Annotated in this window: 22 protein-coding genes; 7 read left to right on the top strand and 15 right to left on the bottom strand. The window is 60.7% G+C overall.

The window, feature by feature from the left end:
• Positions 1-116: 116 nt before the first annotated feature.
• From RAK07_RS09825 to RAK07_RS09790, 8 genes are all read right to left on the bottom strand, one after another.
• A complete protein-coding gene (locus RAK07_RS09825; RefSeq protein ID WP_305732658.1) occupies positions 117-1,754 on the bottom strand; it encodes an ammonia-forming cytochrome c nitrite reductase subunit c552 in 1,638 nt (545 codons plus the stop codon).
• A 98-nt stretch (positions 1,755-1,852) separates the two neighbouring features.
• On the bottom strand, positions 1,853-2,227 hold the full coding sequence (locus RAK07_RS09820; RefSeq protein ID WP_305732657.1) for an ATP-binding protein: 375 nt from the start codon (positions 2,225-2,227) through the stop codon (positions 1,853-1,855).
• Positions 2,224-2,529, bottom strand: a complete 306-nt coding sequence (locus RAK07_RS09815) for a hypothetical protein (RefSeq protein ID WP_305732656.1) — start codon at positions 2,527-2,529, stop codon at positions 2,224-2,226. Before RAK07_RS09815 ends, RAK07_RS09820 begins: the two co-directional genes overlap by 4 nt.
• 32 nt (positions 2,530-2,561) lie before the next feature.
• The gene (napH, locus tag RAK07_RS09810; protein ID WP_305732655.1) at positions 2,562-3,335 is read right to left on the bottom strand and encodes a quinol dehydrogenase ferredoxin subunit NapH; all 774 of its coding nucleotides are present in this window, start codon (positions 3,333-3,335) and stop codon (positions 2,562-2,564) included.
• Positions 3,325-3,990, bottom strand: coding sequence for a ferredoxin-type protein NapG (gene napG, locus RAK07_RS09805; RefSeq protein WP_305732654.1), 666 nt, complete (start codon positions 3,988-3,990; stop codon positions 3,325-3,327). Before napG ends, napH begins: the two co-directional genes overlap by 11 nt.
• A gap of 57 nt (positions 3,991-4,047) precedes the next feature.
• Positions 4,048-6,360: a molybdopterin-dependent oxidoreductase gene (locus RAK07_RS09800; protein WP_305732653.1), complete on the bottom strand. Its 2,313-nt coding sequence runs from the start codon at positions 6,358-6,360 to the stop codon at positions 4,048-4,050.
• Positions 6,341-6,613 carry a chaperone NapD gene (locus RAK07_RS09795; RefSeq protein WP_305732652.1) on the bottom strand — a complete coding sequence of 91 codons (273 nt, stop codon included), beginning with the start codon at positions 6,611-6,613 and terminating at the stop codon, positions 6,341-6,343. Before RAK07_RS09795 ends, RAK07_RS09800 begins: the two co-directional genes overlap by 20 nt.
• A gap of 183 nt (positions 6,614-6,796) precedes the next feature.
• Complete coding sequence (locus tag RAK07_RS09790) at positions 6,797-8,167, bottom strand: sigma-54 interaction domain-containing protein (RefSeq protein ID WP_305732651.1); 1,371 nt, start codon at positions 8,165-8,167, stop codon at positions 6,797-6,799.
• A gap of 190 nt (positions 8,168-8,357) precedes the next feature.
• Here RAK07_RS09790 and RAK07_RS09785 point away from each other — a divergent pair, with 190 nt between their 5' ends.
• The 3 genes from RAK07_RS09785 to RAK07_RS09775 all read left to right on the top strand — a co-directional run bounded on the left by RAK07_RS09785 (position 8,358) and on the right by RAK07_RS09775 (position 11,492).
• On the top strand, positions 8,358-8,846 hold the full coding sequence (locus tag RAK07_RS09785; protein WP_305732650.1) for a peroxiredoxin: 489 nt from the start codon (positions 8,358-8,360) through the stop codon (positions 8,844-8,846).
• The gene (locus RAK07_RS09780) at positions 8,846-9,298 is read left to right on the top strand and encodes a ferritin family protein (RefSeq protein WP_305732649.1); all 453 of its coding nucleotides are present in this window, start codon (positions 8,846-8,848) and stop codon (positions 9,296-9,298) included. Before RAK07_RS09785 ends, RAK07_RS09780 begins: the two co-directional genes overlap by 1 nt.
• 208 nt (positions 9,299-9,506) lie before the next feature.
• A complete protein-coding gene (locus tag RAK07_RS09775; RefSeq protein WP_305732648.1) occupies positions 9,507-11,492 on the top strand; it encodes a methyl-accepting chemotaxis protein in 1,986 nt (661 codons plus the stop codon).
• Between the two features lie 290 nt (positions 11,493-11,782).
• On the opposite strand, the gene RAK07_RS09770 is transcribed toward RAK07_RS09775, so the two are convergent.
• The 7 genes from RAK07_RS09770 to rho form a co-directional block, all read right to left on the bottom strand.
• Positions 11,783-12,334, bottom strand: a complete 552-nt coding sequence (locus RAK07_RS09770; protein WP_305732647.1) for a hypoxanthine-guanine phosphoribosyltransferase — start codon at positions 12,332-12,334, stop codon at positions 11,783-11,785.
• Entirely contained in the window at positions 12,321-13,181 is an 861-nt protein-coding gene (gene prmC / locus RAK07_RS09765) for a peptide chain release factor N(5)-glutamine methyltransferase (RefSeq protein ID WP_305732646.1), read from the bottom strand. The genes RAK07_RS09770 and prmC overlap by 14 nt, the downstream gene beginning before the upstream one ends.
• Before the next feature lie 49 nt (positions 13,182-13,230).
• A complete protein-coding gene (prfA, locus tag RAK07_RS09760) occupies positions 13,231-14,301 on the bottom strand; it encodes a peptide chain release factor 1 (RefSeq protein WP_305732645.1) in 1,071 nt (356 codons plus the stop codon).
• A gap of 15 nt (positions 14,302-14,316) precedes the next feature.
• Positions 14,317-15,234, bottom strand: a complete 918-nt coding sequence (locus tag RAK07_RS09755) for a DUF1385 domain-containing protein (protein WP_305732644.1) — start codon at positions 15,232-15,234, stop codon at positions 14,317-14,319.
• On the bottom strand, positions 15,235-15,927 hold the full coding sequence (gene thyX / locus RAK07_RS09750) for an FAD-dependent thymidylate synthase (protein ID WP_305732643.1): 693 nt from the start codon (positions 15,925-15,927) through the stop codon (positions 15,235-15,237).
• 75 nt (positions 15,928-16,002) lie between these two features.
• A complete protein-coding gene (gene rpmE, locus RAK07_RS09745; RefSeq protein ID WP_305732642.1) occupies positions 16,003-16,203 on the bottom strand; it encodes a 50S ribosomal protein L31 in 201 nt (66 codons plus the stop codon).
• Positions 16,204-16,301: 98 nt separating this feature from the next.
• Positions 16,302-17,552 (bottom strand): transcription termination factor Rho, encoded by a 1,251-nt coding sequence (gene rho / locus RAK07_RS09740; protein WP_305732641.1) that lies wholly within the window; start codon positions 17,550-17,552, stop codon positions 16,302-16,304.
• Positions 17,553-17,957: 405 nt separating this feature from the next.
• On the opposite strand from rho, the gene glyQ reads away from it, so the two are divergent.
• Genes glyQ through hisH form a run of 4 tightly spaced genes read left to right on the top strand, consistent with a single transcriptional unit; the run spans position 17,958 to position 23,113 of the window.
• The gene (glyQ, locus tag RAK07_RS09735) at positions 17,958-18,833 is read left to right on the top strand and encodes a glycine--tRNA ligase subunit alpha (RefSeq protein ID WP_305732640.1); all 876 of its coding nucleotides are present in this window, start codon (positions 17,958-17,960) and stop codon (positions 18,831-18,833) included.
• Between the two features lie 3 nt (positions 18,834-18,836).
• Positions 18,837-20,900 (top strand): glycine--tRNA ligase subunit beta, encoded by a 2,064-nt coding sequence (gene glyS / locus RAK07_RS09730; RefSeq protein WP_305732639.1) that lies wholly within the window; start codon positions 18,837-18,839, stop codon positions 20,898-20,900.
• A gap of 36 nt (positions 20,901-20,936) precedes the next feature.
• Positions 20,937-22,490 carry a bacteriohemerythrin gene (locus tag RAK07_RS09725; RefSeq protein WP_305732638.1) on the top strand — a complete coding sequence of 518 codons (1,554 nt, stop codon included), beginning with the start codon at positions 20,937-20,939 and terminating at the stop codon, positions 22,488-22,490.
• A complete protein-coding gene (hisH, locus tag RAK07_RS09720; RefSeq protein WP_305732637.1) occupies positions 22,487-23,113 on the top strand; it encodes an imidazole glycerol phosphate synthase subunit HisH in 627 nt (208 codons plus the stop codon). The genes RAK07_RS09725 and hisH overlap by 4 nt, the downstream gene beginning before the upstream one ends.

Here is a 23,113-nt window from a genome sequence, read left to right as displayed (position 1 = left end):
CTCAAGACAGAATCTGTCTGTTATAGACGAACTGTGTGCGTTGTCAACGAAACTTGACACGAAAATGGCCCCGGAACAGTTGTTCCGGGGCCATTGCTCTTCAGTACAACCGAAGCTTACTTCTTGGGTTCTTCTTTCTTCGGTTCTTCCTTCTTGCTCTGCTTTACCGCCATGATGGCGTCGTTGAGCAGCTTGACGCCGGCCTTGGAGGCAGAGATGGAGCCGGTCAGGCTCTGACGTGCCTGCTCGGGGTTATGGAAACCGTCGGAGTTCTCAGCGGTCCAGTACTCCCAGAGGGCATGGGCCTCTTCATGCTTGAGGCGTGCCTGATCCAGGATGGTGGGGGAAACGCCCTCACGCTGGGCAACGGCGAAGGTGTCGATCAACTGGGCCAGCCAGTACTCGGACTTGCGCATCTTACCCTTGGTGTAGTTGCGGATGGTCTCGATCATGAACTTGGCCTTGTTGGGCGTGTAGTCCTTGTGGCAGCTGATGCAGGACTCCTGCACCATCTGGATCGGCTTGACCACGCCGTGGGTGGAGTACTTCTTGCCGTCCTTGCCCTTTACCTGCGGCATGTGGCACTGGTGGCACTGGACACCGGCCTTGTCGTGGGCGGAACCGGCATAGGTCTCGGCCTCGGGGTGCTGGAACTTGATCAGCTTGGCGCCGGTGACGGCGTGCTTGAAGTCGAAGAAGTCGATGCTGCGATAGTGCTCAAGCAGTTGCAGGGAATTCTTGAGCGGGAAGTGGTTGGTGCGGGCGTCGGCAAAGGTCACCGGCTTGCCGTCGGTGCGCTGGGTGCCGGGGTTGCAGTTGTACTCGACGTGGCACTGGGCGCACATCATGCGGGAGTCGGTCTTCTCCATGACGCCGATCTTACGGAAGCCGCGGAAGTCGATCACCTTCAGGTCGGTCTTGCCGTTCTTGGCGAAGATGTTCTTGGCCGGATCCTTCTCGATGGCGGCGATCAGGCCGTCACGCACGATCCGGGGCTGGGCGCCGTGGGGGTCGTGACAGTGGATACAGCCCACCGGGTTGTTGATGGCCTTGACCACGTCGTTGACGTTGGAGGTGCGGTCGAACTTGCCGCCCTTCTCACCCAGGTGTTTCCACTGGAGGATCAGGTCGGAGGACTTGCACTGGATGCAGGTGGGGTTGCCGGCCATGGCGGTCTCGGGAAGCTTGGCGTTGGGGCCGCGATCTTCCAGGATATCCCAAGTTTTGCCCACCTTGTCATAGTTCTTCCAGCCGCCCTTGAACTGGTAACGGCCGCCCTGGAAGCGGTCCACGGCGAACTGGTCAACTACCATGTAGGCGTGGCCACGGGGCTCGGCATGCTCAAACGTGAAACCGTGGCCTGCCAGCAGCTTGTCCTGCAGCGGAGAACGGCCGGCGGGTATCCCCTTTTCCTTGCGGGCACCGGTGGGGTCATGGTGGACGGCGTAGAAGCTTTCATACTGGTTCTTGTGGCAGGAGCCGCAGACCGCTTGGTCAATCTTGGTGACCGGCTTGACATCCGGCCCCTTCTCCAGGTGCTCCTTGGTCTTGTCGTGGCACACCGTACAGGCGATGGCCGCGTGCTTGGAGTTCTCCTTGAGGCTCTTCACCTCGGTGTGACAGGCGTAACAGGTCTCACGTCCGTCCTTGGCCGGCTTGGCGGCCGGTTTTGCCTTGGCTGCCACCGACGGAATCGCCAGCAAGGCGCCGATTCCGACGATAGTTACCGCTGTTGCCAGTTTCTGCTTCAGCATACTTCGTTCTCCTTTCCTTCCTGTGGTGATTGTATTGCATGGCATTCATGCAATCAAAATAAGGGTACTACGTCCTTGTTGCACAAAAAATAAACATGTCAAGCTGCTGCCGGCTGATTGTGCTCCGCCCGTCGTACCAGCCGGATCGCCTTCGGCGTCACCGGGCAGACCTCGCGGCAGGCACCGCAACCGGTACACAGCGCAGTATCGATCAGGACGCCGGTACCGACCGCCAGGGTAATGGCCTGGACTTCGCAGCGTTCGATACAGCTGAAACAGCCGCAACTGCGGGCCAGACAGCGACTGTTGTCGGCTTCCGCACATCGCGGCTCGGCAGTATTCCCGACGTCGTCAGTGGTCGGAAACTCCTGCTCGGGAGGCGCTTCCGGCGAGGCGATGCCGGCAGTTTTCAGCAGGGTGTCCCCCAGGGAGAAGAACCCCTGCCGAAAGAAGTCCTTGCGGGAGAGCGTCACTTCTTTTTCTTGGCCTTGGCCGGTTTCTTGACTTCACCCTGCACGTGGCACTGGGTACAGTTCAGCCGCTCGGGATGAGAGGTGGGCGGTGTCTTGCCAACGCCGCTACGGTGACAGGCGTTGCAGGCCTCACCGTCTTCGCCCGGCTTCATTACGTGGGGAACGGCCATGGGAGTCCCCGGCGCCTCCGACGCATCCTTTGCCAGGTTCAATTCGGGCTGTTCATTGGCGAATGCGGGCGCCAGAAGCGCCAGGGAGGCTACCATGCCTAAGGTGGTGACAAGCTGTACCATGCGTTTCATCAGGAATCTCCTTGCCTTGTAGGGATAATCCATCATTTGTAGCCAAGTGTAACGGTTAGTGCCTTGGTGGGACAGGCATCCAGGCAGGCCATGCAGCGGGTGCAGGCACCGGCGACCACCTGGGGACTGTTCTGTTCCAGGGATGGTGCCAACACCTCCTCAACGGGACAGACAGCCGTGCATTCGTTGCAGTGGGTGCAACGCTCGGCGACAAAGCCGACCCGCAGCGGACTCAATCGTCCCAGCAGGCTGTAAAAACCGCCGAGGGGACACAGGGAGCGGCACCAGACCCGCCGGGCCACCAGCAGCTCCACCAGCAGAATGGCCCCCACCAGCAGCAGGGGCAGCAGTGAGCCGAAGACAATGGCGCGGCTCACGATACCGATGGGCGACAGCAGCTCGAACAGCGGGACCCCGGTGAGTGCCACCATGGCCAGTACCAGCGCCAGGGTCCAGTAGTTCGCGGACAGGGGCAGGGTCGCACGGTCGATTTTTTCCGATCCGCGCAGACGGTCGGCCAGCTCCGTCAGCAGGTTGACCGGGCAGACCCAGCCGCAGAAGCTGCGCCCCCCCAGCAGGAAGTAGGTGCCGACCACGATCAGGGTGCTGACCAGATACGAGAGTACAAAGACCCGTCCGCCGATCTGGGCCTGCAGAAAGGCCAGCGGATCGGAAAGGGGAAGACCCAAGAGCTCCGCCGCCGCCAGGTTGCCCCGGAACAGGGTCAGGCCCGCCAGGGGGGAGGCGAGCAGGGCAATCATCAGCAATTGTACGCCCCTGCGGGCCATGCTCCATTTAGAATTCATAATGATCTTTCTGCGCCGGCGGCGTCCGCTGGATGACGATGGCCGGTTTCTCCAGAACACAGACTTTCTCGCAGATACCGCAGCCGACGCATTTATCCTTGTGCACCACCGGTTCCATGATGGTGTGCGCGTCGGTACGGGTGTTGTGCCGGTTCTGCAGCGTGATCGCCTTGTCGATCAGCGGGCACTGGCGGTAGCAGACCTCACAACGCAGGCCGCGGATGGAGAGGCATGCCGACCGGTCAACGATCACCGCCGTGCCCATGCGGATCTTTTCAACCTCGTTGAGCTTGGCATCCAGTGCTCCGGAAGGACATGCCTTGGCGCAGGGGATGTCAGGACAAAGGTAACAGGGCATCTCCCTCGGTACGATATGGGGGGTGCCGATACCGATACCCGCCTCACCGCCGGCCATGCTGATTGACTGGTAGGGACAGGCCTGGGCACATTTGCCGCATTTGACGCAGGCAGCCAGAAAGCGCTTCTCTGCCAGGGCGCCCGGCGGCCGCAGGTAGAACTCCCGCGCCTGGGCCGGCCGAAGATAGACTGCCGATATGGCTCCCCCGCCCAGGGCAAGGGCCAGTGGCGCAAGCACGCTTCCCTTTAGAAAGAGACGTCGGCTGATGGCGGTATGGTGTTCGGTTTCAGGATTCATACATACCTTGCGTCGCCCCCTCACCTCCCCGGGGAAGGAAGGTGAGGGGGCACGGGGTTACGCCTTCTCGATCTTCACCGCGCACTTCTTGAAATCCGGCTCTTTGGAGAGCGGGTCGAAGGCGTCGATGCAGAGGTCGTTGATCAGCTTGGTTTCGTCGAAGAAGGTGGTGAAGACGTTCCCTTTTTCCGGCTTGCCGCGGCCGTTGATCTCGGCCCGCAGAATGACCGATCCGCGCCGGGAGCTGACCTTGACCTTGTCACGGTTCCTGATCCCCAGTTTTTTGGCATCGTCCGGATGCATTTCAAGGGTGGCCTCCGGCATGGCCCGCTTCAACTCGGGCACCCGGCCGGTCATGGTGGCGGTGTGCCAGTGCTCCAGCAGACGACCGGTGCAGTACCAGAACGGGTAGTCCTTGTCCGGCGACTCCGCCGGGGCCTCGTAGGGGCGGAACCAGATGCTGGCCTTGTTGCCCGGTGCCTTGTAGAACTTGAGCCCTTCGCCCGGCTTGACATAGGGATCGTCGAAGTCGACGTAGCGCCAGCGGGTCTCCTGGCCGTTGGCCTTGACCGGCCAGCGCAGACCGCGCACCTTCTGATAGGCCTCGTAGGGGGCCAGGTCCTTGCCGGTGCCGATGGTGAACTTGCGGTACTCTTCCCACATCTCCTTGTAGAAGCCCTTTTCACTGTAGGGGAAGAGGTGGCCCATTCCCAGCCGTTTGGCAAGCTGGATCAACTGCCAGGTGTCTTCCTTGGCCTGCCCCGGCGGCTCCACCAGCTTGAACCACTGCTGGTTGCGGCGTTCGGTGTTGCCGTACATTCCCTCCTTCTCCACCCAGGAGGCGGAGGGAAGAATCACGTCGGCCACTTCAGTGGACTTGGTGGGATAGATGTCCGACACCACGATGAACGCCTTGCGGGCCTCGGCGGCCTTGCGGTAGCGCGAAAGGTTGGGAATGGACTGGAACGGGTTCGTGCACTGAATCCAGAGACACTTCAGTTCGCCCCGGTCAATGGCACGATACATCTCGATGGTGTGCAGTCCCATCTTGGGAGATATCTTCTTGGGGTCGATTCCCCAGATTTCAGCAGTCTTCTTGCGGTGCGCCTCGTTCATCACCACCATGTCGGCCGGCAGCCGGTGGGCAAAGGTACCCACCTCGCGGGCGGTGCCGCAGGCGGAGGGCTGGCCGGTGAGGGAGAGCGGGTTCTCACCCTTCTTGCCGATTTTGCCGGTCAGCAGGTGGAGGTTGTAGATCAGGTTGTTAACCCAGACGCCGCGAACATGCTGGTTGACCCCCATGGTCCAGAGGGAGTTGACCTTGCGGCTCTTGTCGCTGTACAGCCGAGCCAGCTCCTCGATTTTTCTGGCCGGGATACCGGAGAGCTTTTCCGCCCATTCCGGGGTGAAGGGCTTCATCAGTTCCTTGTACTGCTCGAAGGTCAGCGGCTTCGGCTCTTCCTTGGGAGCCTCCTTGTCCTTCAGGCCGTACGGCTGGTTTTCGGTGCCCCGCTTGAAGGAAACATGCTTGTTGACGAACGCCTCGTCGTAGAGCTTGTCCCGCAAAATGACGTGGGCAATGGCGTTCAGGGCCGCCAGATCACCCTGGGGCTGCATGGCGATGTACTCATCGGCCATCTGGGTGGTGCGGGTCCTGCGGGTGGCGATGTCGATGATCTTCACCTTGGGATTCTTCAGTTTATTGTCGATCAGGCGGGAGAAGAGGATCGGGTGAGCTTCCGCCATGTTGGCGCCCCAGAGAATGAAGGTGTCGCCAATATCCAGGTCGTCGTAGCAGCCCATCGGCTCGTCGGACCCGAAGGTGTTCATGAAGGCCACCACGGCGGAGGCCATGCAGAGTCGGGCGTTGGGCTCCACGTTGTTGGTACCGATGCCCCCCTTGAACAGTTTGACCGCGGTGTACCCCTCGAACACGGTCCACTGGCCGGAGCCGTAGATGGCAACGGAATCGGGACCGTGGTTGGTGATGGCTTCCTTGTACTTGGAGGCGATCAGGTCAAGGGCCTCGTCCCAGGTGGCAGGAACCATCTTGTTCCCTTTGCGGATGAGCGGCGTGGTCAGGCGATCTTTGCCATAGAGAGCCTTGGCGAGGAAGTAGCCCTTGATACAGTTGAGGCCCTTGTTGACCGGACCGGCCGGGTCGCCTTTGGTGGCCACAATCTTGCCGTCCTTCACCCCCACCAGGACACAGCAGCCGACGCCGCAGTACCGACAGGGGGCTTTGCCCCATTTGATACCCTTGTCATCGGCCGCTTCGGCCAGCCGGGGAGCCAGCCCCGGTGCACCGGCAGCGGCAAACGCCGCGGCAGCCGCACTTGCTTTCAGGAAATCACGCCTCGTCAATTCCATACCCGCCTCCTTGTTCTGTGGTTGCGTCTTCAAAATTATGGTAGGCCACCTGGACCGATATGACGCCTTCGATCTCCTGGAGGCGCATGGCCCGCTCGGCCCCCTGCTTGACGGTATCACCCTCGATGACTGCTACCACCTGCCCGTCGGGCAGGGCCGCATGGACCTCGACGCCGGCACAGTGCCGCGCGTGTTCGGCTACCGAGGCTTCGGTTCCGGGAGTGCACTTCACGACAACGCCGGAAATCGGCATGGGCATCACCTCGCTACAGGGAGATAAGAGAAAGATAAAATCCTGTTACACAGAGCAGAAGACGTGCCAATACTGAAACGGCTTTTTAATGTGTTGAAAACAGAAGAGAAAGCTGGGGAAGGGAGAAATCGGACCACAGAAATCTTGTTACCAAAGGGTAACATAATGGGCGGGACGTTACGTTTACTGCAACTGTTTTAATTTTTCCCAAAGCGTTTTGCGGGAGATGTTGAGCAGCTTCGCGGCTTCCGCCTTGCGGCCGCCGGTCCGCTCCAGTGCCTCGAGGATAACCTGGCGTTCGTACTGCTCCCGGGTGCGAAACAGAGAGGTTGTCCCCCCTTCGGCAAGGGGGTGGGGGAAGTCCTGATGCAGGCCATCGCTGCGGGCGGCAATGAAGGCGTCGGGAAGATCCTGGGGCGCGATGCAGTTCCCCTGACAGAGGGCAACGGCATGCTCCATGGCGTTTTCCAGTTCCCGGACGTTGCCGGGGTAGTCATGGGCCAGCAGCAGGGAGCGGGTCCCTTCGCAGAGCCCCTGGATTGATTTTTCCATATGCTGGGTAAACCAGCCGACGAAATACTCCGCCAGGGGGAGGATATCCTCGCGCCGTTCCCGCAGGGGGGGGATACGTACTGAAATAACGTTCAGCCGGTAGAAAAGGTCTTCGCGGAAGCTGCCCGCCGCCACCATGGCGGTCAAATCCCGGTTGGTAGCCGCAATGATCCGGACATCCACCTTGATCTGCTTTTCGCTGCCCAGCCGGACGACGGCCTTGTCCTGCAGCACTCGCAATAGTTTCGCCTGGGCGGGCAGGGGGAGATCGGCAACTTCGTCGAGAAAAATGGTACTGCCGTCGGCCTGCTCGAATTTGCCGCGATGGCTGGAGACGGCACCGGTAAAGGCGCCGCGGGCATAGCCGAACAGCTCCGACTCCACCAGATTGTCGGGCAGGGCCGCGCAGTTGACCGCCACCATCTGTCGGCTGCAGCGCTTGCTGTTGCGGTGGATGGCAGAGGCTACCAGTTCCTTGCCGGTGCCGGACTCGCCGGTAATCAGCACGGTAGAGTCGATGGGCGAGGCAGCTCCCACCAGCTGGAAGACCGGCAACATGGCCGGGCTGATGCTGACGAACCCCTCCAGGCCGCAGCAACGGCTGCCGGTGGATTGTTTGAGGGACTGGTTTTCCGCGAGGAGCTGGGTCTTTTCTGTCACGTCCCGGCTGACCAACAGGGTGCCGCGATAGCTGCCATCCTGACGTCGCACCGGGTAATAGGTGTTTTCGAAATATTTCCCCCTGACTTCGATGACCCGGCGGGATTGGGTGATGGTGCCGGCCCGCAACTCCAGCAGCAATTGCTTGATCCGCTCCGACGATTTGGGAGAGTGAACGGCGAGGATGGAGCGGCCGATGAAGTTTTCCGCCTTGATGCCGCGAATGGTGGCGGCCATCTGGTTTATGTAGGTCAGGCGATCATCCTGGTCGGCAAAAATGATCCCCTCGCCGATACTTTCCAGAATGGACCGATAGGTGTCTGACATGGTGTACTGAGACATGGTTACTCCTTGTGCGTTACCAAAAGGTAACATGGTTGCTTTGGTTTGCCTAATCTTTTTACAGTTGCAGTTGAAAAAAATATGAAACCGTTGCATTTTCAGTGTGTTTACCGTATTAAGGTGCACAGTTCGTGCGGCGGGTGCGCACAGACGGTCTGCAGCACTATACAGGTAAAAGGGGAATGTGCGGATGATCAGAAACCTGACGGATCAACCAGCTCCTGATTTCGATCTTGAGGGAAGCGACGGCAGACGCCACCGTCTGGCTGACTATGCCGGCAAACGGCTGATCGTGTTTTTCTATCCCCGGGACAACACCCCGGGATGTACCAGGGAAGCCAGTAGTTTTCGTGACCTGATGCCGGAGTTCGATCGACTCGACATAACGCTGTTGGGAATCAGCAGGGATTCGCTGGCCTCCCATGGGAAATTCATCGAAGCCCATGATCTGAACATGGTGCTGCTCTCCGATCCGGATACCCTGGTCATGAAGGCCTATGGTGCGTTCGGTGAAAAGAGCATGTACGGTAAGACCGTGTCCGGGGTGATCCGTTCGACGGTGTTTATCTGCCCCGACGGCATCGTCAGGAAACACTGGACCACGGTTTCAAAAGCCGAACAGCATCCAGCTCAAGTTCTTGAGTATATTAAAGAATATCATTGTGATAGGAGGGGTTGATGAGCTTCATAACACTGAAGCAGGTTGTTGATTTTGCTGTTGAGCGAGAGGAAATTGCCTACCAGCTGTACAAACGGGCCGCAGAGCTGACCGAGAGTCCCGCTGCCCGCAAGCTGTTTGCGGAGCTGGCAACCGAAGAGGCGACCCATAAGGAGGTGTTTTCACGCATCGATCCGGACAAGATTGCCGAGCACAACAGTTGTGCCCTGCCGGAGGCGACCATTGGCCGCTACCTGCGGGAGGTGCCGTTTCATCCGCAGATGAACTACCAGGAAATCCTCACCTTTGCGCTGAAAGCCGAGGAAGAGGCCTACCAGTTGTACAAGGCCGCCGCCGGCATGACCGAGGATCCGGTGCTGCAAAAGACCCTGCTCACCTTTGCCGAGGTTGAGCTGGGACATCGTCGCAAGATCGAGGGACTGTACAATGAGAAGGTGATGACCGAAGGCTAGGCGGAAAAATTGCTTGGGCGAGGTGGTGACGCAGGGGACACATGAAGTCATGGAATGTGTCCCCTGTTTTGTGGGGGGAAAGAAGACGGATGGTTTTTTGACTTTGATCAAAAAAACAGATTTTTAATGCCGGTTGCTGCAATCTGTTTTTCCGAAAGCGCAGCATTACGATATAAATAGTCCCATTTCCTGCGGAGGTCGTGTTCACATGCTGAAAAATCTGACGATCCGAACCAAACTGCTCCTGCTGCTCCTGCTGCCCATCCTGGGGCTGGTCTTTTTTTCCGGCCGGGAGGTGCTGGATAAGTACCGGACCCTGACGAACCTGCGGCAGACCGAGCGGTTGGTGGCCCTTTCCGTGAAGGTGGGGGCGCTGGTCCACGAACTGCAGAAGGAGCGAGGCCTTTCCTCCGGTTACATCAACGCGAAAGGAGCGCGGTTCAGGGAGGATTTGCAACGCCAGCGCAAGCTGTCTGATGACCAGTTCCGGCAACTGGCCGAGGTTCTGCTGGCCCATCCCGATACTGCCCGGGTTGTGAAGGCATCACTTGATGCCGCCGCGAAGCACCAGGAAAAGCTGGCCGACATTCGCAGCAGGGTGGACGCACTGAATATTGACGGCAAGGATTCCTTCGCCTTTTACACTGCCATTAACTATTCCTACCTGGATGTGGTTGCCGCGGTGGGACGTAACAGCAGGGAGCCCGAACTGATGCGGGCCGCCATCTCTTACTTTGCCCTGTCCAAGGTGAAGGAGGAGATGGGCAAGGAGCGGGCAACACTGAATGCCGTGATTGCGGCGGACCGTTTCAGCGATGAAACCTACCAGCGCACCTTCGCCATTCTTTCTGCGCAGAAGAGTTTTCTGGAAGGGTTCAAAAAGTTCGGTTCCGATGCTGCGGTGACAGCCTACGATGCCAAGGCCGGCTCTCCGCAATTCAAGAAGGTCGAGGAGTTGAGCGCGGCCGTCATCGGCCGGGGGATGGCCGGAGGCTTTGGCATGGCTCCCGAGACCTGGTTCACCGCCATCACCGCCAAGATTGACCAAGTGAAGGAGATTGAGGATGCCCTGGCCAGGGAGATCATGGCCCGGGCCGGAGAGCTTGCCGCCCAGGCCCGGCTCGCCCTGATTCTGAGTGCGTGCTTTTCCCTGGCAATGGGTGCCCTGACGCTGGTCTTCACGTTTGTGATCGTGCGCAGCATCACCACGCCGCTGAACCGCCTGGTGGAGATGCTGCAGGATATTGCTCAGGGGGAAGGGGACCTGACCTGTCGTCTGGAGGCGGACCGCACCGATGAGTTTGGCGAGGTGAGCCGCTGGTTCAACCGGTTTGTGGACAACATCCACTCCATCATTTCCCGGGCCTCCAGCACCACGGTCCAGGTGGCCACCGCCTCCAACCAGTTGCAGGGTACTGCCGTCCAGATTGCCACCGCCGCCGAGGAAGTGGCCTCCCAGTCAGCCACGGTGGCTACCGCCAGCGAAGAGATGTCCGCCACCTCCAATGACATTTCCCGCAACTGCTCCATGGCCTCCGACGTTGCCAACCAAGCGTCCCACAACGCCCATAACGGTGCCGTCGTGGTACAGGAAACCATTGCCGGTATGCAACTGATTGCGGACCGGGTGCGGGAGTCGGCCCATACGGTTGAGGCGCTGGGTGCCCGTTCCGACCAGATTGGCGCCATTGTCGGCACCATCGAGGAGATTGCCGACCAGACCAACCTGCTGGCTTTGAACGCCGCCATTGAAGCGGCCCGGGCCGGTGAGCAGGGACGGGGCTTTGCGGTGGTGGCCGATGAAGTGCGGGCCCTGGCGGAGCGGACCACGCGGGCTACCCGGGAGATCGGCGAGATGATCAAGGCGATCCAGCAGGAGACCGCCGGCGCTGTTTCCTCCATGGAACAGGGGGTGCGGGAGGTGGAAAAGGGGATGGACAGCTCCCGCCGTTCCGGTGAAGCACTGCAGCAGATTCTGGAAGGGATCAACGAGGTGACCATGCAGGTGCACCAGATCGCCACCGCCGCCGAGGAGCAGACCGCGGTCACCGGCGAAATTTCCACCAACATTCACCAGATCACCGACGTTGTCCACGAAACCGCCAACGGTGCCCATGAAACCGCCGAAGCGGCCGCCTCCCTGGCCAGGCTTGCCAAGGATCTGGAGGCGCTGGTGGGCAGGTTCAAGTTGTAACGTACCCATTCTGAACACAGTACTCTATGTCCATGCAGACGGGGTTGCGGCTGATGCCGTCACCCCGTCCGTGTTTCCGGATGTGGCGCTGGGCGGGTATCAGCCGTGCGGAAACACTACGAAGAACAGGGGCGGGAACAGTGCCAGTACCACTTGTCGGGGACATGTTAACGGCGATGGGGGCCGTCAGGGGGCAGATCAGGCTGGCCAGGACTTCCCGGCAAGAGCGGGTGGTGTGACGCTCCAGCTCGAAAAGCAGTTCATGGGGCACCGCCGGACAGGAATACGCCCTATAGCCCCTTGACCGCGTAGATACCCGGCGCATTCCGCCAGATCCCATCGTAATCCAGGCCGTAACCGAAGACAAAGCGATCCGGTATCGCCAGGCCGGCGAAATCAGCCCGGTAGCCCGGTACGATCTTGCGGTCGTGCTGCTTTTCGACCAGCACCGCGGTCAGCACCTCGCGGGCGCCGCGGTTCAGACATTCGTCAGTCAGTGCTTTCAGGGTTACCCCTTCGTCGAGGATATCGTCAACCAGCAGCACGGTCCGGCCAACGAGGTCGAGACGGGGCGGCACCAGCCACTCCAAGTCGCCGCCGGTCAGCTCCCGGCCGTAGCGGGTGGCGTGCAGGTAGCCGGTCTCCAGGGGAAAAGGGAGCAGGGGGAGCAGTTGACCGGTTACGATCAGACCGCCGTTCATGACGCAGAAGATGACCGGGTTGAGCTTGCCGATCCGTGCCGTGATCCCTTCCGCCATCCGGCCGATGGCTTCCCCGACCGCTTGCCGGTCGGCCAGGCAGTCGGCCTCTTCAAAGACCCGCAACGCCTCAGTCCGATCCATGACGTCCTCCCACGACCCGCTCGATCCCTGCCGGGTCCGTTGCGACAATAGTAGCAGCAAAACCGGATTCCGCCAGCAGCACGGTAACATCCGTCGCCTGACCGGCCCCCACCTCCAGCAGTAGCCAGCCGCCGCGGGTAAGGTGCTGCGGCGCGTCGGCGACGATCTGTCGGTAGGCGTCAAGGCCGTCCGGTCCGCCGTCCAGGGCCAGGCGGGGCTCGAAATTCCGTACCTCGGGCTGAAGCCCTTCCAGGTCGGTGCTGGGGATGTAGGGGGGGTTACTCACGATCAGGTCGAAGCTGCGGCCCGCAACCGGCTGGAAAAGGGAGCCCTGCAGGAACTCCACGGCAGTGCCGTGCTGTGCGGCGTTATGCCGGGCCACGGCCAGGGCGTCCGGGGAGATGTCCACCGCCGTTACGGCAGCTTCCGGCAACCGCTTGGCCAGGGAGACGGCGATGCAGCCGGAGCCGGTGCCGATATCCAGGATGGACCGGGCGCCGGGGACGCGAAGGAGTACCTGCTCAACCAGGGTTTCGGTGTCGTGGCGGGGGATCAGGACGTCGGGGGTGACGGCAAAGGAGAGACCGTCGAACTCCTGGGTGCCCAGGATATGCTGAAGCGGCTCCCGCCGTCCCCGGCGGGAAACCAGGGCACGGGCCGTAGCCAGTTCGTCACCGCTCAGCGGCTTGTCGAAGTTGAGGTAGAGCCCCACCCGGTCCAGACCGGTGGCGGCGCAGAGCAGCCACTCCGCCTCCCGCCGGGCATTTTCAACACCCTTTTCCGTGAGGTAGCCGGTGGTCCAGGTGAGGACCTTCAGGGTGGTCCAGATGTCGGGTGTGTCGGGCATGGGGATGATGGGTACCACGTCGTTGGTTGGGCGGTCACTTCACCCCGGGCTACACCGTGCCTTCTGCCTGGGCCTTCAGCGCTTCCATCTGGTAGTGGGTGCGCAGTGCATCGGTGATCTCCTCGATATCCCCGGCCATGATTGAATCAAGGCGGTAGAGGGTCAGGCCGATGCGGTGGTCGGTCATGCGTCCCTGGGGGAAGTTGTAGGTGCGAATCCGCTCGGAGCGGTCGCCGCTGCCCACCTGCTGCTTGCGGTCGGCTGCCATCTTGCTGTTCTGTTCCTGCAGAATGGTGTCAAGGATGCGGGTTTTCAGCACCTTCATCGCCTTGGCCCGGTTCTTGATCTGGCTGCGTTCTTCCTGGCAGGCCACCACGGTGCCGGTGGGGAGGTGGGTGATCCGTACCGCCGAGTCGGTGGTGTTGACATGCTGGCCGCCGGCGCCGGAAGAACGGTAGACATCGATTTTCAGGTCGGCCGGATTGATCTCGATGTCGATATCTTCGGCTTCCGCCATGATGGCCACGGTGCAGGCGGAGGTGTGAATCCGTCCCTGGGCCTCGGTTTCCGGGACCCGCTGCACCCGGTGGGTGCCGGATTCGTACTTCAGCTTGGCGTAGACATCCTGCCCCTCGATGGCGGCGATGACCTCCTTGAAACCGCCCCGCTCCGACTCGGAACAGGAGAGCATATCCACCTTCCAGCGGTTCTTCTCGGCAAAGCGTGAGTACATCCGGAACAGGTCGCCGGCAAACAGGGCCGACTCGTCGCCGCCGGTGCCGGCGCGGATCTCCAGCACCACGTTTTTGCTGTCGTTGGGATCTCTGGGCAAAAGCAGCAGCTTGATGTCGGCCTCAAGCTGGTCCCGCTCGGCGGCGAGCCGCTCCAGCTCTTCCTCCGCCATCTCCCTCATGTCCGGATCGGCCAGCAGCTCACGGTTTTCTTCCTGCTCCGCCAGTACCTTCTTGTAACGCCGGTAGGCCTCGATCAGGGGGGCCAGGTCGGCATGCTCCCGGGAGAGCTTGCGGAACTCCGGCTGATTGGCGATCACCGCCGGGTCGGACAGCAACGATTCCAGTTCCTGGAACCTGACTTCAAACTCCTCGATCTTGTCAAACATGGGTAGATATCCTTCTCAGACCACGATCCGGTCGTCGCTGTAACCATTGTTCTCGTCCAGGGCTTCCTTGACGGAGCGGATCGCCACCTCGATCTGGTCGTCGTCCGGTTCCCGGGTGGTCATCCGCTGCAGGGCCAGCCCCGGCGCGATGACCATCCGTACCAGGGGGTGCCGATCGTTTCTGGCGCTCCATTTGAGAAATTCGTAGGAGATGCCGGCGATCAGTGGCAGCAGCACGATGCGCGACAACGCCTTGGCGACAAAGGGCCAAGCCTTGGGAATCAGGGAAAAGACCGCGATACTGACCAGCATGACGATCAGCAGGAAGCTGGTGCCACAGCGGGGGTGCAGTCGGCTGAAGCGTTTGACGCTCTCCAGGGTCAGGTCGGCGCCGTTTTCAAAGGCGAAGATGGTCTTGTGCTCGGCACCGTGGTACTGAAACACCCGCCGGATATCCTTCATCCGGGAGATTGACCAGATGTAGAGTAGAAAAACCACCACCCGGATGACGCCGTCCACCAGATTGAAAACGATGTTGTTGTCCCCGATCACCGGTACCAGCAGTTTGGTCAGGTAGAGGGGAAGAAAGAAGAAGAGCCCGATGCCGAACCCGAAGGCGGTTGCCATGGTGCCGGCCAAGGCCCAGGAAGAAAGTTCTTCCTTCTTCTCTTCACCGTTCTCTTCCTCGACGATCGCTTCGTTGGCCGAGAAGTTCAGGGCCTTGATTCCCAGCACCAGGGAGGTGAACAACGCCACGGCGCCGCGCAAAATCGGCAGTTTAACGATCGGATAGCGCTCGGACAGCGGGGGCATCGCTTCCCGCTTGATCACGATCTCGCCGCTGGGGCGACGGACGGCAATGGCCATGGCCCGGGGAGCGCGCATCATGACCCCTTCCAGGACCGCCTGGCCGCCGATGTTGATTTTTTCCATTTAAATGAGACTCCTGAACTGTTTGCGTACGTCCGAAGTCCGGCCGCAGCAGAAATCACCTTCGGGGCAGGGACCGGCCAGGCAGCCCGGCCCGGCGTCCCGGAAAATGACCGGCGCCACCTGTTTGACCAGCTTCAGCATGCCGACCGCCATGGCGCGGATTTCCCATTGCGCCCGCTCACAGCAGCGCAAGGCAAAGAAGTGCAGCAGTTCCCGGGCGTTCATGGTTACAATGATCTTGGTCTCCGTCGCATTGGGCAGCAGATACCGCGCATCCTCCGCGGCGATCCCCATTTCGGTGAGCTGTTTATAGGCTTGGTGCACCACTCCTACGGTGAAGTCGAAGATTCGTTTCGCCTCCCCGTCGGCCGCAATGGAGGGAGGCATGACAGTGTCGAACCGTTCCGCGTGAGACACGTAACGCTGCGACTGCTGCGAGTAGGAAGCGAGCCGGTGACGCACCAGCTGGTGGCTGGTGACCCGCGAAATGCCTTCGATTCCGAAGGTGAAGGCCGCATGTTCCAGCACGGAATGGTGCCCCATCGTCATGATCTTGTTGATGAAAGCGGTAATGTCGTCGGAGCTGACCCGCTCCAGCAGCTCGTTCATCCCCGACGGCGAATAGCAGAGCCGTGCGGCCAGAGCAACGGTCCGCTCCGGCTCAGGGGTGAATTGCAGCAGTTCGATGTTCATCGGAACCCCCCAGGATGCAAAAAGGGGGCTGCACCTGCAAAGGATGCATCCCCCCGGACATGCCGTACAACCGTGCTAAGCCTTGCCGTAACGCTTCTTGAACCGCTCGACGCGGCCGGCGGTGTCCACCAGTTTCTGCTTGCCGGTGAAGAAGGGATGGCAGGCGGAGCAGATTTCGGTGAAAATCTCCTTGCGGGTGGAACGGGTTTCAAAGCTGTTGCCACAGGCGCACTTGACGGTGATTTCATTGTAAGCCGGGTGGATTCCTTCTTTCATCGGGTACTACCTCCTCGTTCAGACAGCTCGTTTATAAAGCCGTGTTGTATTCAGTCCGTTACTGTATCGGATTACGCCGTCGCCTGACAAGCGCTTTTTTACCCCTTGCTCATGGCGTCCAGGAACTCCTGGTTGGTTTTGGTCTCGGAGAGCTTGTCCAGCAGGAACTCCATGCTGTCCACCACGTTCATCGGGTGCAACACCTTGCGCAGGATCCAGATCCGGTTCAGGGCGCTGCGCTCGATCAGCAGTTCTTCCTTGCGGGTACCGGACTTGTTGATGTCGATGGCCGGGAAGGTCCGCTTTTCCACCAGGCGGCGGTCAAGATGGACTTCCATGTTGCCGGTTCCCTTGAACTCTTCGAAGATCACCTCGTCCATCTTGCTGCCGGTGTCCACCAGGGCAGTGGCGATGATGGTCAGCGACCCCCCTTCCTCGATGTTGCGGGCGGCGCCGAAGAACCGCTTCGGTTTCTGCAGGGCGTTGGCGTCCACCCCGCCGGTGAGGATCTTGCCGGAGGGGGGGAGCACGGTGTTGTAGGCCCGGGCCAGGCGGGTGATGGAATCCAGCAGGATGACCACATCCTTTTTATGCTCAACCAGGCGCTTGGCCTTCTCGATAACCATTTCCGCCACTTGGACGTGACGGGTGGCTGGCTCGTCAAAGGTGGAGGAGACTACTTCGCCCTTGACCGAGCGCTGCATGTCGGTCACCTCTTCCGGGCGCTCGTCGATCAGCAGTACGATCAGGTAGACTTCCGGATGGTTTTCGGCGATGGAGTTGGCGATGCTCTGGATCAGCATGGTCTTGCCGGTGCGGGGAGGGGCCACGATCAGGCCCCGTTGTCCCTTGCCGATGGGGGAAACCAGCTCCATGACCCGCATGCCGTAGTTGTCCGGTGCTGTTTCCAGCTTCAGTTTTTCTTCGGGATAGAGCGGGGTCAGGTTGTCGAACAGGGTCTTGTCGCGGGCCGCCTCGGGGGGTTCGTAGTTGAGGCTTTCCACCTTCAGCAGGGCAAAGTAGCGTTCTCCCTCCTTGGGAGGACGGATCTGGCCGGCCACGGTGTCGCCGGTGCGCAGGTTGAAGCGGCGAATCTGGCTGGGAGAAACGTAGATGTCGTCGGGACCGGGCAGGTAGTTGTAGTCGGTGGCCCGCAGGAAGCCGAAGCCGTCCTGCAGGATTTCCAGGACACCCTCGCCGTAGATGGAGCCGTTCTGTTCCGTCTGGGCATTGAGAATGGCAAAGATCAGATCCTGCTTGCGCAGACCCGATGCACCCTCGATGTTCAGATCACGAGCAATGGTGTTCAGTTCACTGATCTTCTTGCCTTTCAATTCCTGTAAATTCACGACGACATTCTCCTGCTGGTGGGATTAGGTTGCGGGGATGGTTTCAAGCCGGTCCGGTGCGGACGGGGACGGCTGCGACGGCACTGATATCAGGAAAGGATACCTCTGGTTGCGCGGGATATGTGAAACAGCACATCTACAGCCTATAAATTTGGATTAAGCAGTTTTTTCTAATGGGAGTCAGACACAGGTATGAAGGCCAACGAGGGCAATAGCTGCGTAGGCAGCGTTTCAGCATAATCACAAACCGCGGATCAATGTCAACGGAAAAGTACGAACAATCGGAGCCCGTGCCTTCAAAAAGAACCGGGGCAGTCCTCTTGCCCCTTGACCCCTGTGGCTGCGGCCTGCTATCGTATGCCCCTTTGATCTTCTTTTTCACTCCATCCTGCCGGAGGTCGTGCCGTGACGTTTCAGGATCTGATTCTTTCCCTGCAGGGGTACTGGGCCAAGCAGGGCTGCGTGATCCAGCAGCCCTACGATACCGAAAAGGGCGCCGGTACCTTCAATCCCGCCACCTTCTTGCGGGTTCTCGGGCCCGAGCCCTGGAACGTCGCCTACGTGGAGCCCTCCCGGCGTCCGACGGACGGCCGCTACGGTGAGAATCCCAACCGGCTGCAGCACTACTATCAGTTCCAGGTGATCATGAAGCCGTCCCCCACCAATATCCTGGATCTCTACCTGGACAGCCTGCGGGCCTTTGGCATCAATCCGAGCCAGCATGATATCCGCTTCGTGGAGGATGACTGGGAATCCCCCACCCTGGGGGCCTGGGGGCTGGGCTGGGAGGTCTGGCTGGACGGCATGGAGATCACGCAGTTCACCTATTTTCAGCAGGCCGGCGGCATCGACCTCAAGCCGGTTGCCGGGGAGATCACCTACGGCTGCGAGCGGATCGCCATGTACCTGCAGGGGGTGGACAACGTCTACGACCTGGAGTGGGTGAAGGGGGTCAAGTACGGCGATATCCATCACCAGACCGAGGTGGAGTTTTCCACCTACAACTTCGAAGAGGCCAATGTGGCGCTGCTCCTGGAGTCGTTTACCAACTATGAACAGGAATGTATCCGCCTGGCTGAAAAAGGCTTGGTATTCCCGGCCTATGATTTTGTCATGAAATGTTCCCATACCTTCAACTTGCTGGATGCCCGCGGCGCCATCTCGGTGACCGAGCGCGCCTCGTACATCGGCCGGGTCCGCAACGTGGCGAAGCTCTGTGCCGAAGCCTACGTTCAGCAACGGGAACGGCTGGGCTATCCGCTGCTGAAAGGGGGGAACTAAGGCATGTCCAGGGAACTGCTGCTTGAGATCGGCGCGGAGGAGATTCCGGCCGGTTTTGTCCCCAAGGCGCTCTCGGCCATGGAAGAGATGATCCGCAAAGAACTGGCTGCGGCCCGTCTGGAGTTCAGCGGGATCAGGACGCTGGGCACCCCGCGCCGGCTGACCCTGGTGGTACAGGGGCTGCCGGCCCTGCAGCCCGATGCCGAGATTACCGCCATGGGCCCCTCGAAAAAGGCCGCCTTCGACGCCGAGGGGAAACCGACCAAGGCTGCGGAAGGGTTTGCCCGGGGCCAGGGGGTCACGGTTGCCGAACTGCAGGTGGTCGACACCGACAAAGGCGAGTACCTGGCCGTCACCAAAAAGGAGAGCGGCCGCCCCACCCATGAGCTGCTGGCCGAACTGCTGCCCCGGCTGATCGCCACCATTCCGTTCAAAAAGTCCATGCGCTGGGCCGACCTGGATGTCCGCTTCGCCCGGCCGGTGCACTGGATCGTGGCCCTGTTCGACGGCAGTGTGATCCCCTTTGCCTTCGGGCCGATCCAGAGCGGCAACATCTCCCGCGGCCACCGCTTCATGGCCAATCAGACGTTTCCGGTACGGGACTTCGCCCATTATCAGGAGGAGTGCGAGCGACACTTCGTGATCGTGGACCAGGAACGGCGCAAGGAAACCATCCGCCGGGAGACCCACCGGGCGGCCAAGGGTACCGGCGGCCAGCTGCTGCCGGACGAGGCGCTGCTGGACGAAGTAACCTATCTGGTGGAGTACCCCAGCGCCATTGTGGGGACCATTCCGGCCGAGTTTCTGGTGGTTCCCAAGGAGGTGCTGATCACCTCCATGCGTTCCCATCAACGCTACTTCTCGGTGGTTGACGAGCAGGGGAAGCTGCTTCCCTATTTCATCACCATCCCCAACACCGTGGCCGAAGACCCGTCGGTGGTGGTCAAGGGGAACGAGCGGGTGCTGCGGGCCCGCCTCTCCGACGCGCGCTTCTTCTTTGAAGAGGATCAGAAGGTGAAGCTGGCCACCCGGGTCGAGTCGCTGAAGTCGGTCATCTACCAGCAGAAACTGGGGACCTCCTACGAGAAGATGGAGCGGTTCCGCCGTCTTGCCGGGAGCCTGGCCCGTCAGCTCAACCCGGCCGTCGTCGGCAAGGTTCATGAAGCCGCCTACCTCTGTAAGGCCGACCTGGTCTCCGGCATGGTGGGCGAGTTCCCCGAAGTGCAGGGGATCATGGGGCGTGAGTACGCCCTGCTGGAAGGGATCGATCCGGAGGTGGCCAACGCCATTGCCGAGCATTATCTGCCGACCCAGGCCGGCGGCGACCTGCCGGCTTCCGATGTGGGGGCGTTTGTCTCCATTGCCGACAAGCTGGACAGCATCTGCGGCTGTTTCAGCGTGGGGCTGATCCCCACCGGCTCGGCAGACCCCTATGCCCTGCGCCGTGCCGCCATCGGCATCATCAATATTGTTCTCGACAGGGGGTATCGTTTCTCCCTGTCGGCCTTTGTCACCGAGGCGCTCCAGTCCCTTGCCACCCGGATGACCCGGAAGTACGAAGAAGTACATGGCGACATCATCGAGTTCTTCCGGGGCCGTTTCATCAACCTGCTGGCCGAGCAGTATCCGGCCGATGTGGTGGATGCGGCGGTGGCGGCCGGCTTCGACGACTTGGCGGACGTGGCGGCCCGTATCACGGCTCTTTCGACGTTCCGGCTGCGGGACGACTACCAGAGCCTGACCGCTGCCTTCAAACGGGTCTGCAATATCGTCAAGGACGGGGTTGATGCCCCGGTGTTGCCGGACAAGTTCCAGGACGAAGCCGAGCATACCCTGTACAAGGCGTTCCAGGAGGCCAAGGTCAAGGTGGACGCCGAAACCGGCAAAGGGGCTTATCTGGAGGCGCTGACCGAGATCGCCGCCATCAAGTGGGCCATTGACGGTTTCTTTGATGCCGTCATGGTCATGGCCGACGACCAGGATGTCCGCGGCAACCGGCTGGCGCTTCTGACCGCCATCAATCGGCTTTTCGGTAAGATCGCCGACTTCTCCAGGCTTTCTGCATAGATTCCTCCAACCTAACCTTTTGGGAGGTGGCAGCGTATGAATTTTACGGCACGGGTTGTTCTGGGAAATGCTGTTGTTGTCGTGCTGACGGTTATCCTGATGACCATCCTGGCACCGATGGGCGCCCTTGTTGCCCTGGCGGTCGGCATCGCACTGCTGGCGGGGTCCTCCATGGTGCTCTGGCTGCTCTGTCAGAGCGCCTTCAAGCCGCTTGAGAAGCTGGTTGCCGCCATGGAAAAGGCAGCAAGCGGCGATCTGTCGGCCAAGGTGACGCCCGACGGTATCGGTGAAATCGCCCGCCTGGGCACCGCCTTCAACGCCATGATGGGCGACATCAACAGGGCCATGCGCCAGTTTTTCTCCGTTGCCGACCTGGTTCGGGACTCGGTTGCCCTGGTGGGCAATACCACCGCCTCCATGACTGCCGCTGCCGAGGATGTGGCCATGCAGGCCGGCACCATCGCCACTGCCAGCGAGGAGATGTCCGCCACCTCCAGCGATATTGCCCGCAACTGCCTCTATGCCGCCGAAAATGCTCATGTTGCTTCTGAGCAGACCACGGCCGGCGCCCGCATTGTCAGCGACAGTGTGAAGGTCATGGAGAATATCGCCCAACTGGTGGTCTCTTCTTCAGCCACAGTGGAAGCCCTGGGCTCCCGTTCCGACCAGATCGGCGCCATTGTGGGCACCATCGAGGATATTGCCGACCAGACCAACCTGCTGGCCCTGAACGCCGCCATCGAAGCGGCCCGGGCCGGGGAGATGGGACGCGGTTTTGCCGTGGTTGCCGACGAGGTGCGCGCCCTGGCGGAGCGGACCACCAAGGCCACCAAGGAAATCAGCGGCATGATCAAGACCATTCAGGCCGAAACCCAGACAGCGGTCAGCTCCATGAGCGCCGGTGTGGAGCAGGTCAAGCGGGGCACGGAATCCACCACCAGCTCCGGTGAGGCGTTGGAGGATATCCTCAACAAGATCAGTGAGCTGTCGCTGCAGATCAGCCAGGTGGCCACCGCCGCCGAGGAGCAGACCGCCACCACCAGCGAGATCACCCAGAATATCCAGATGATCACCGACGTGGTGCAGAGCAACGTGGACAATGCCCGCAGCACCACCGTGGCCACCCAGAAACTGGCCGAGCAGGTTGACGAGCTGCACAAGCTGGTGGGACGGTTCCGCCTTTCCAACGCCCTGGAATGGGACAGCAGCTTCGAGACCGGTATTCGCAGCATCGACGAGCAGCACAAGGTCCTGTTCAACATGGTCAACGAGCTGCACGACGCCATGCAGCAGAAGCGGAGCAAGGAGGCCATCGGCCAGATTCTGAACCGCCTGATCGACTACACCGGCTCCCACTTCGCCCACGAGGAGAACGCCTTCCGCACCACCGGTTATCCCCAGGAGGCAGGCCATAAACAGTTGCACGCCAAGCTGGTGAACCAGGTGCTGGAGCTGAAGGGGCAGTTCGAGGGAGGACAGGCGGTACTGACCCAGAGCGTTATCGATTTTCTGCAGGACTGGCTGACCAACCATATCAAGGGTGAGGACAAGCGCTATGCGCCCCACCTGATCAAGCACGGTATTAAATGATTGCAATTATCGATTATGGCATGGGTAACCTGCGCTCGGTCCAGAAGGGATTCGAGAAAGTTGGCTACGAGGCGCTGGTTACTGCGGACCCGGCCCGGATTCTGGCTGCGGAGCGGGTGGTATTGCCCGGTGTGGGGGCTTTCCGTGATTGTATCCGCAACCTGGAGCAGGGGGGCTTCGTTGAGCCGATCCTGCAGGTGATCGCCGAGGGGCGTCCTTTTCTGGGAATCTGTCTGGGGTTGCAGCTCCTGTTCTCGGAGAGTGAGGAGTTCGGTCTGCACAAGGGGTTGGAGGTGATTCCCGGCAGGGTGGTCCGCTTTCCCGACGGTATGACCGAGGGGGGCGAAAAACTGCCGGTACCGCACATGGGGTGGAACCAGCTCAGCTTCAGGCAGCCATCGCCGCTTTTTGACGGTATTGCCGATGGCAGCGACGTCTACTTTGTCCACTCCTACTATGTCCAACCGGATGATCCGGCCGTGGTGGCCGCCACCTGTACCTATGGCCGGGAGTTCTGCGCCGCCATCCGCCGGGATAACCTGGTGGCCACACAGTTCCACCCGGAGAAATCCCAGGCCGTGGGCCTTGCGATGCTGAAAAACTTTGCCGAGATGAAAGGTTGA

This window comes from Trichlorobacter ammonificans (assembly GCF_933509905.1).
In the GTDB taxonomy this organism is placed as follows: domain Bacteria; phylum Desulfobacterota; class Desulfuromonadia; order Geobacterales; family Pseudopelobacteraceae; genus Trichlorobacter; species Trichlorobacter ammonificans.
This window is presented reverse-complemented; position numbering and strand designations above follow the sequence as displayed.

Coding starts and splice junctions, on each gene's coding strand:
- RAK07_RS09825 (WP_305732658.1), bottom strand. CDS start 1,754: ATGCTGAAGCAGAAACTGGCAACAGCGGTAACTATCGTCGGAATCGGC.
- RAK07_RS09815 (WP_305732656.1), bottom strand. CDS start 2,529: ATGAAACGCATGGTACAGCTTGTCACCACCTTAGGCATGGTAGCCTCC.
- napH (WP_305732655.1), bottom strand. CDS start 3,335: ATGAATTCTAAATGGAGCATGGCCCGCAGGGGCGTACAATTGCTGATG.
- napG (WP_305732654.1), bottom strand. CDS start 3,990: ATGAATCCTGAAACCGAACACCATACCGCCATCAGCCGACGTCTCTTT.
- RAK07_RS09800 (WP_305732653.1), bottom strand. CDS start 6,360: ATGGAATTGACGAGGCGTGATTTCCTGAAAGCAAGTGCGGCTGCCGCG.
- RAK07_RS09795 (WP_305732652.1), bottom strand. CDS start 6,613: ATGCCGATTTCCGGCGTTGTCGTGAAGTGCACTCCCGGAACCGAAGCC.
- RAK07_RS09790 (WP_305732651.1), bottom strand. CDS start 8,167: ATGTCTCAGTACACCATGTCAGACACCTATCGGTCCATTCTGGAAAGT.
- RAK07_RS09785 (WP_305732650.1), top strand. CDS start 8,358: ATGATCAGAAACCTGACGGATCAACCAGCTCCTGATTTCGATCTTGAG.
- RAK07_RS09780 (WP_305732649.1), top strand. CDS start 8,846: ATGAGCTTCATAACACTGAAGCAGGTTGTTGATTTTGCTGTTGAGCGA.
- RAK07_RS09775 (WP_305732648.1), top strand. CDS start 9,507: ATGCTGAAAAATCTGACGATCCGAACCAAACTGCTCCTGCTGCTCCTG.
- RAK07_RS09770 (WP_305732647.1), bottom strand. CDS start 12,334: ATGGATCGGACTGAGGCGTTGCGGGTCTTTGAAGAGGCCGACTGCCTG.
- prmC (WP_305732646.1), bottom strand. CDS start 13,181: ATGCCCGACACACCCGACATCTGGACCACCCTGAAGGTCCTCACCTGG.
- prfA (WP_305732645.1), bottom strand. CDS start 14,301: ATGTTTGACAAGATCGAGGAGTTTGAAGTCAGGTTCCAGGAACTGGAA.
- RAK07_RS09755 (WP_305732644.1), bottom strand. CDS start 15,234: ATGGAAAAAATCAACATCGGCGGCCAGGCGGTCCTGGAAGGGGTCATG.
- thyX (WP_305732643.1), bottom strand. CDS start 15,927: ATGAACATCGAACTGCTGCAATTCACCCCTGAGCCGGAGCGGACCGTT.
- rpmE (WP_305732642.1), bottom strand. CDS start 16,203: ATGAAAGAAGGAATCCACCCGGCTTACAATGAAATCACCGTCAAGTGC.
- glyS (WP_305732639.1), top strand. CDS start 18,837: ATGTCCAGGGAACTGCTGCTTGAGATCGGCGCGGAGGAGATTCCGGCC.
- RAK07_RS09725 (WP_305732638.1), top strand. CDS start 20,937: ATGAATTTTACGGCACGGGTTGTTCTGGGAAATGCTGTTGTTGTCGTG.
- hisH (WP_305732637.1), top strand. CDS start 22,487: ATGATTGCAATTATCGATTATGGCATGGGTAACCTGCGCTCGGTCCAG.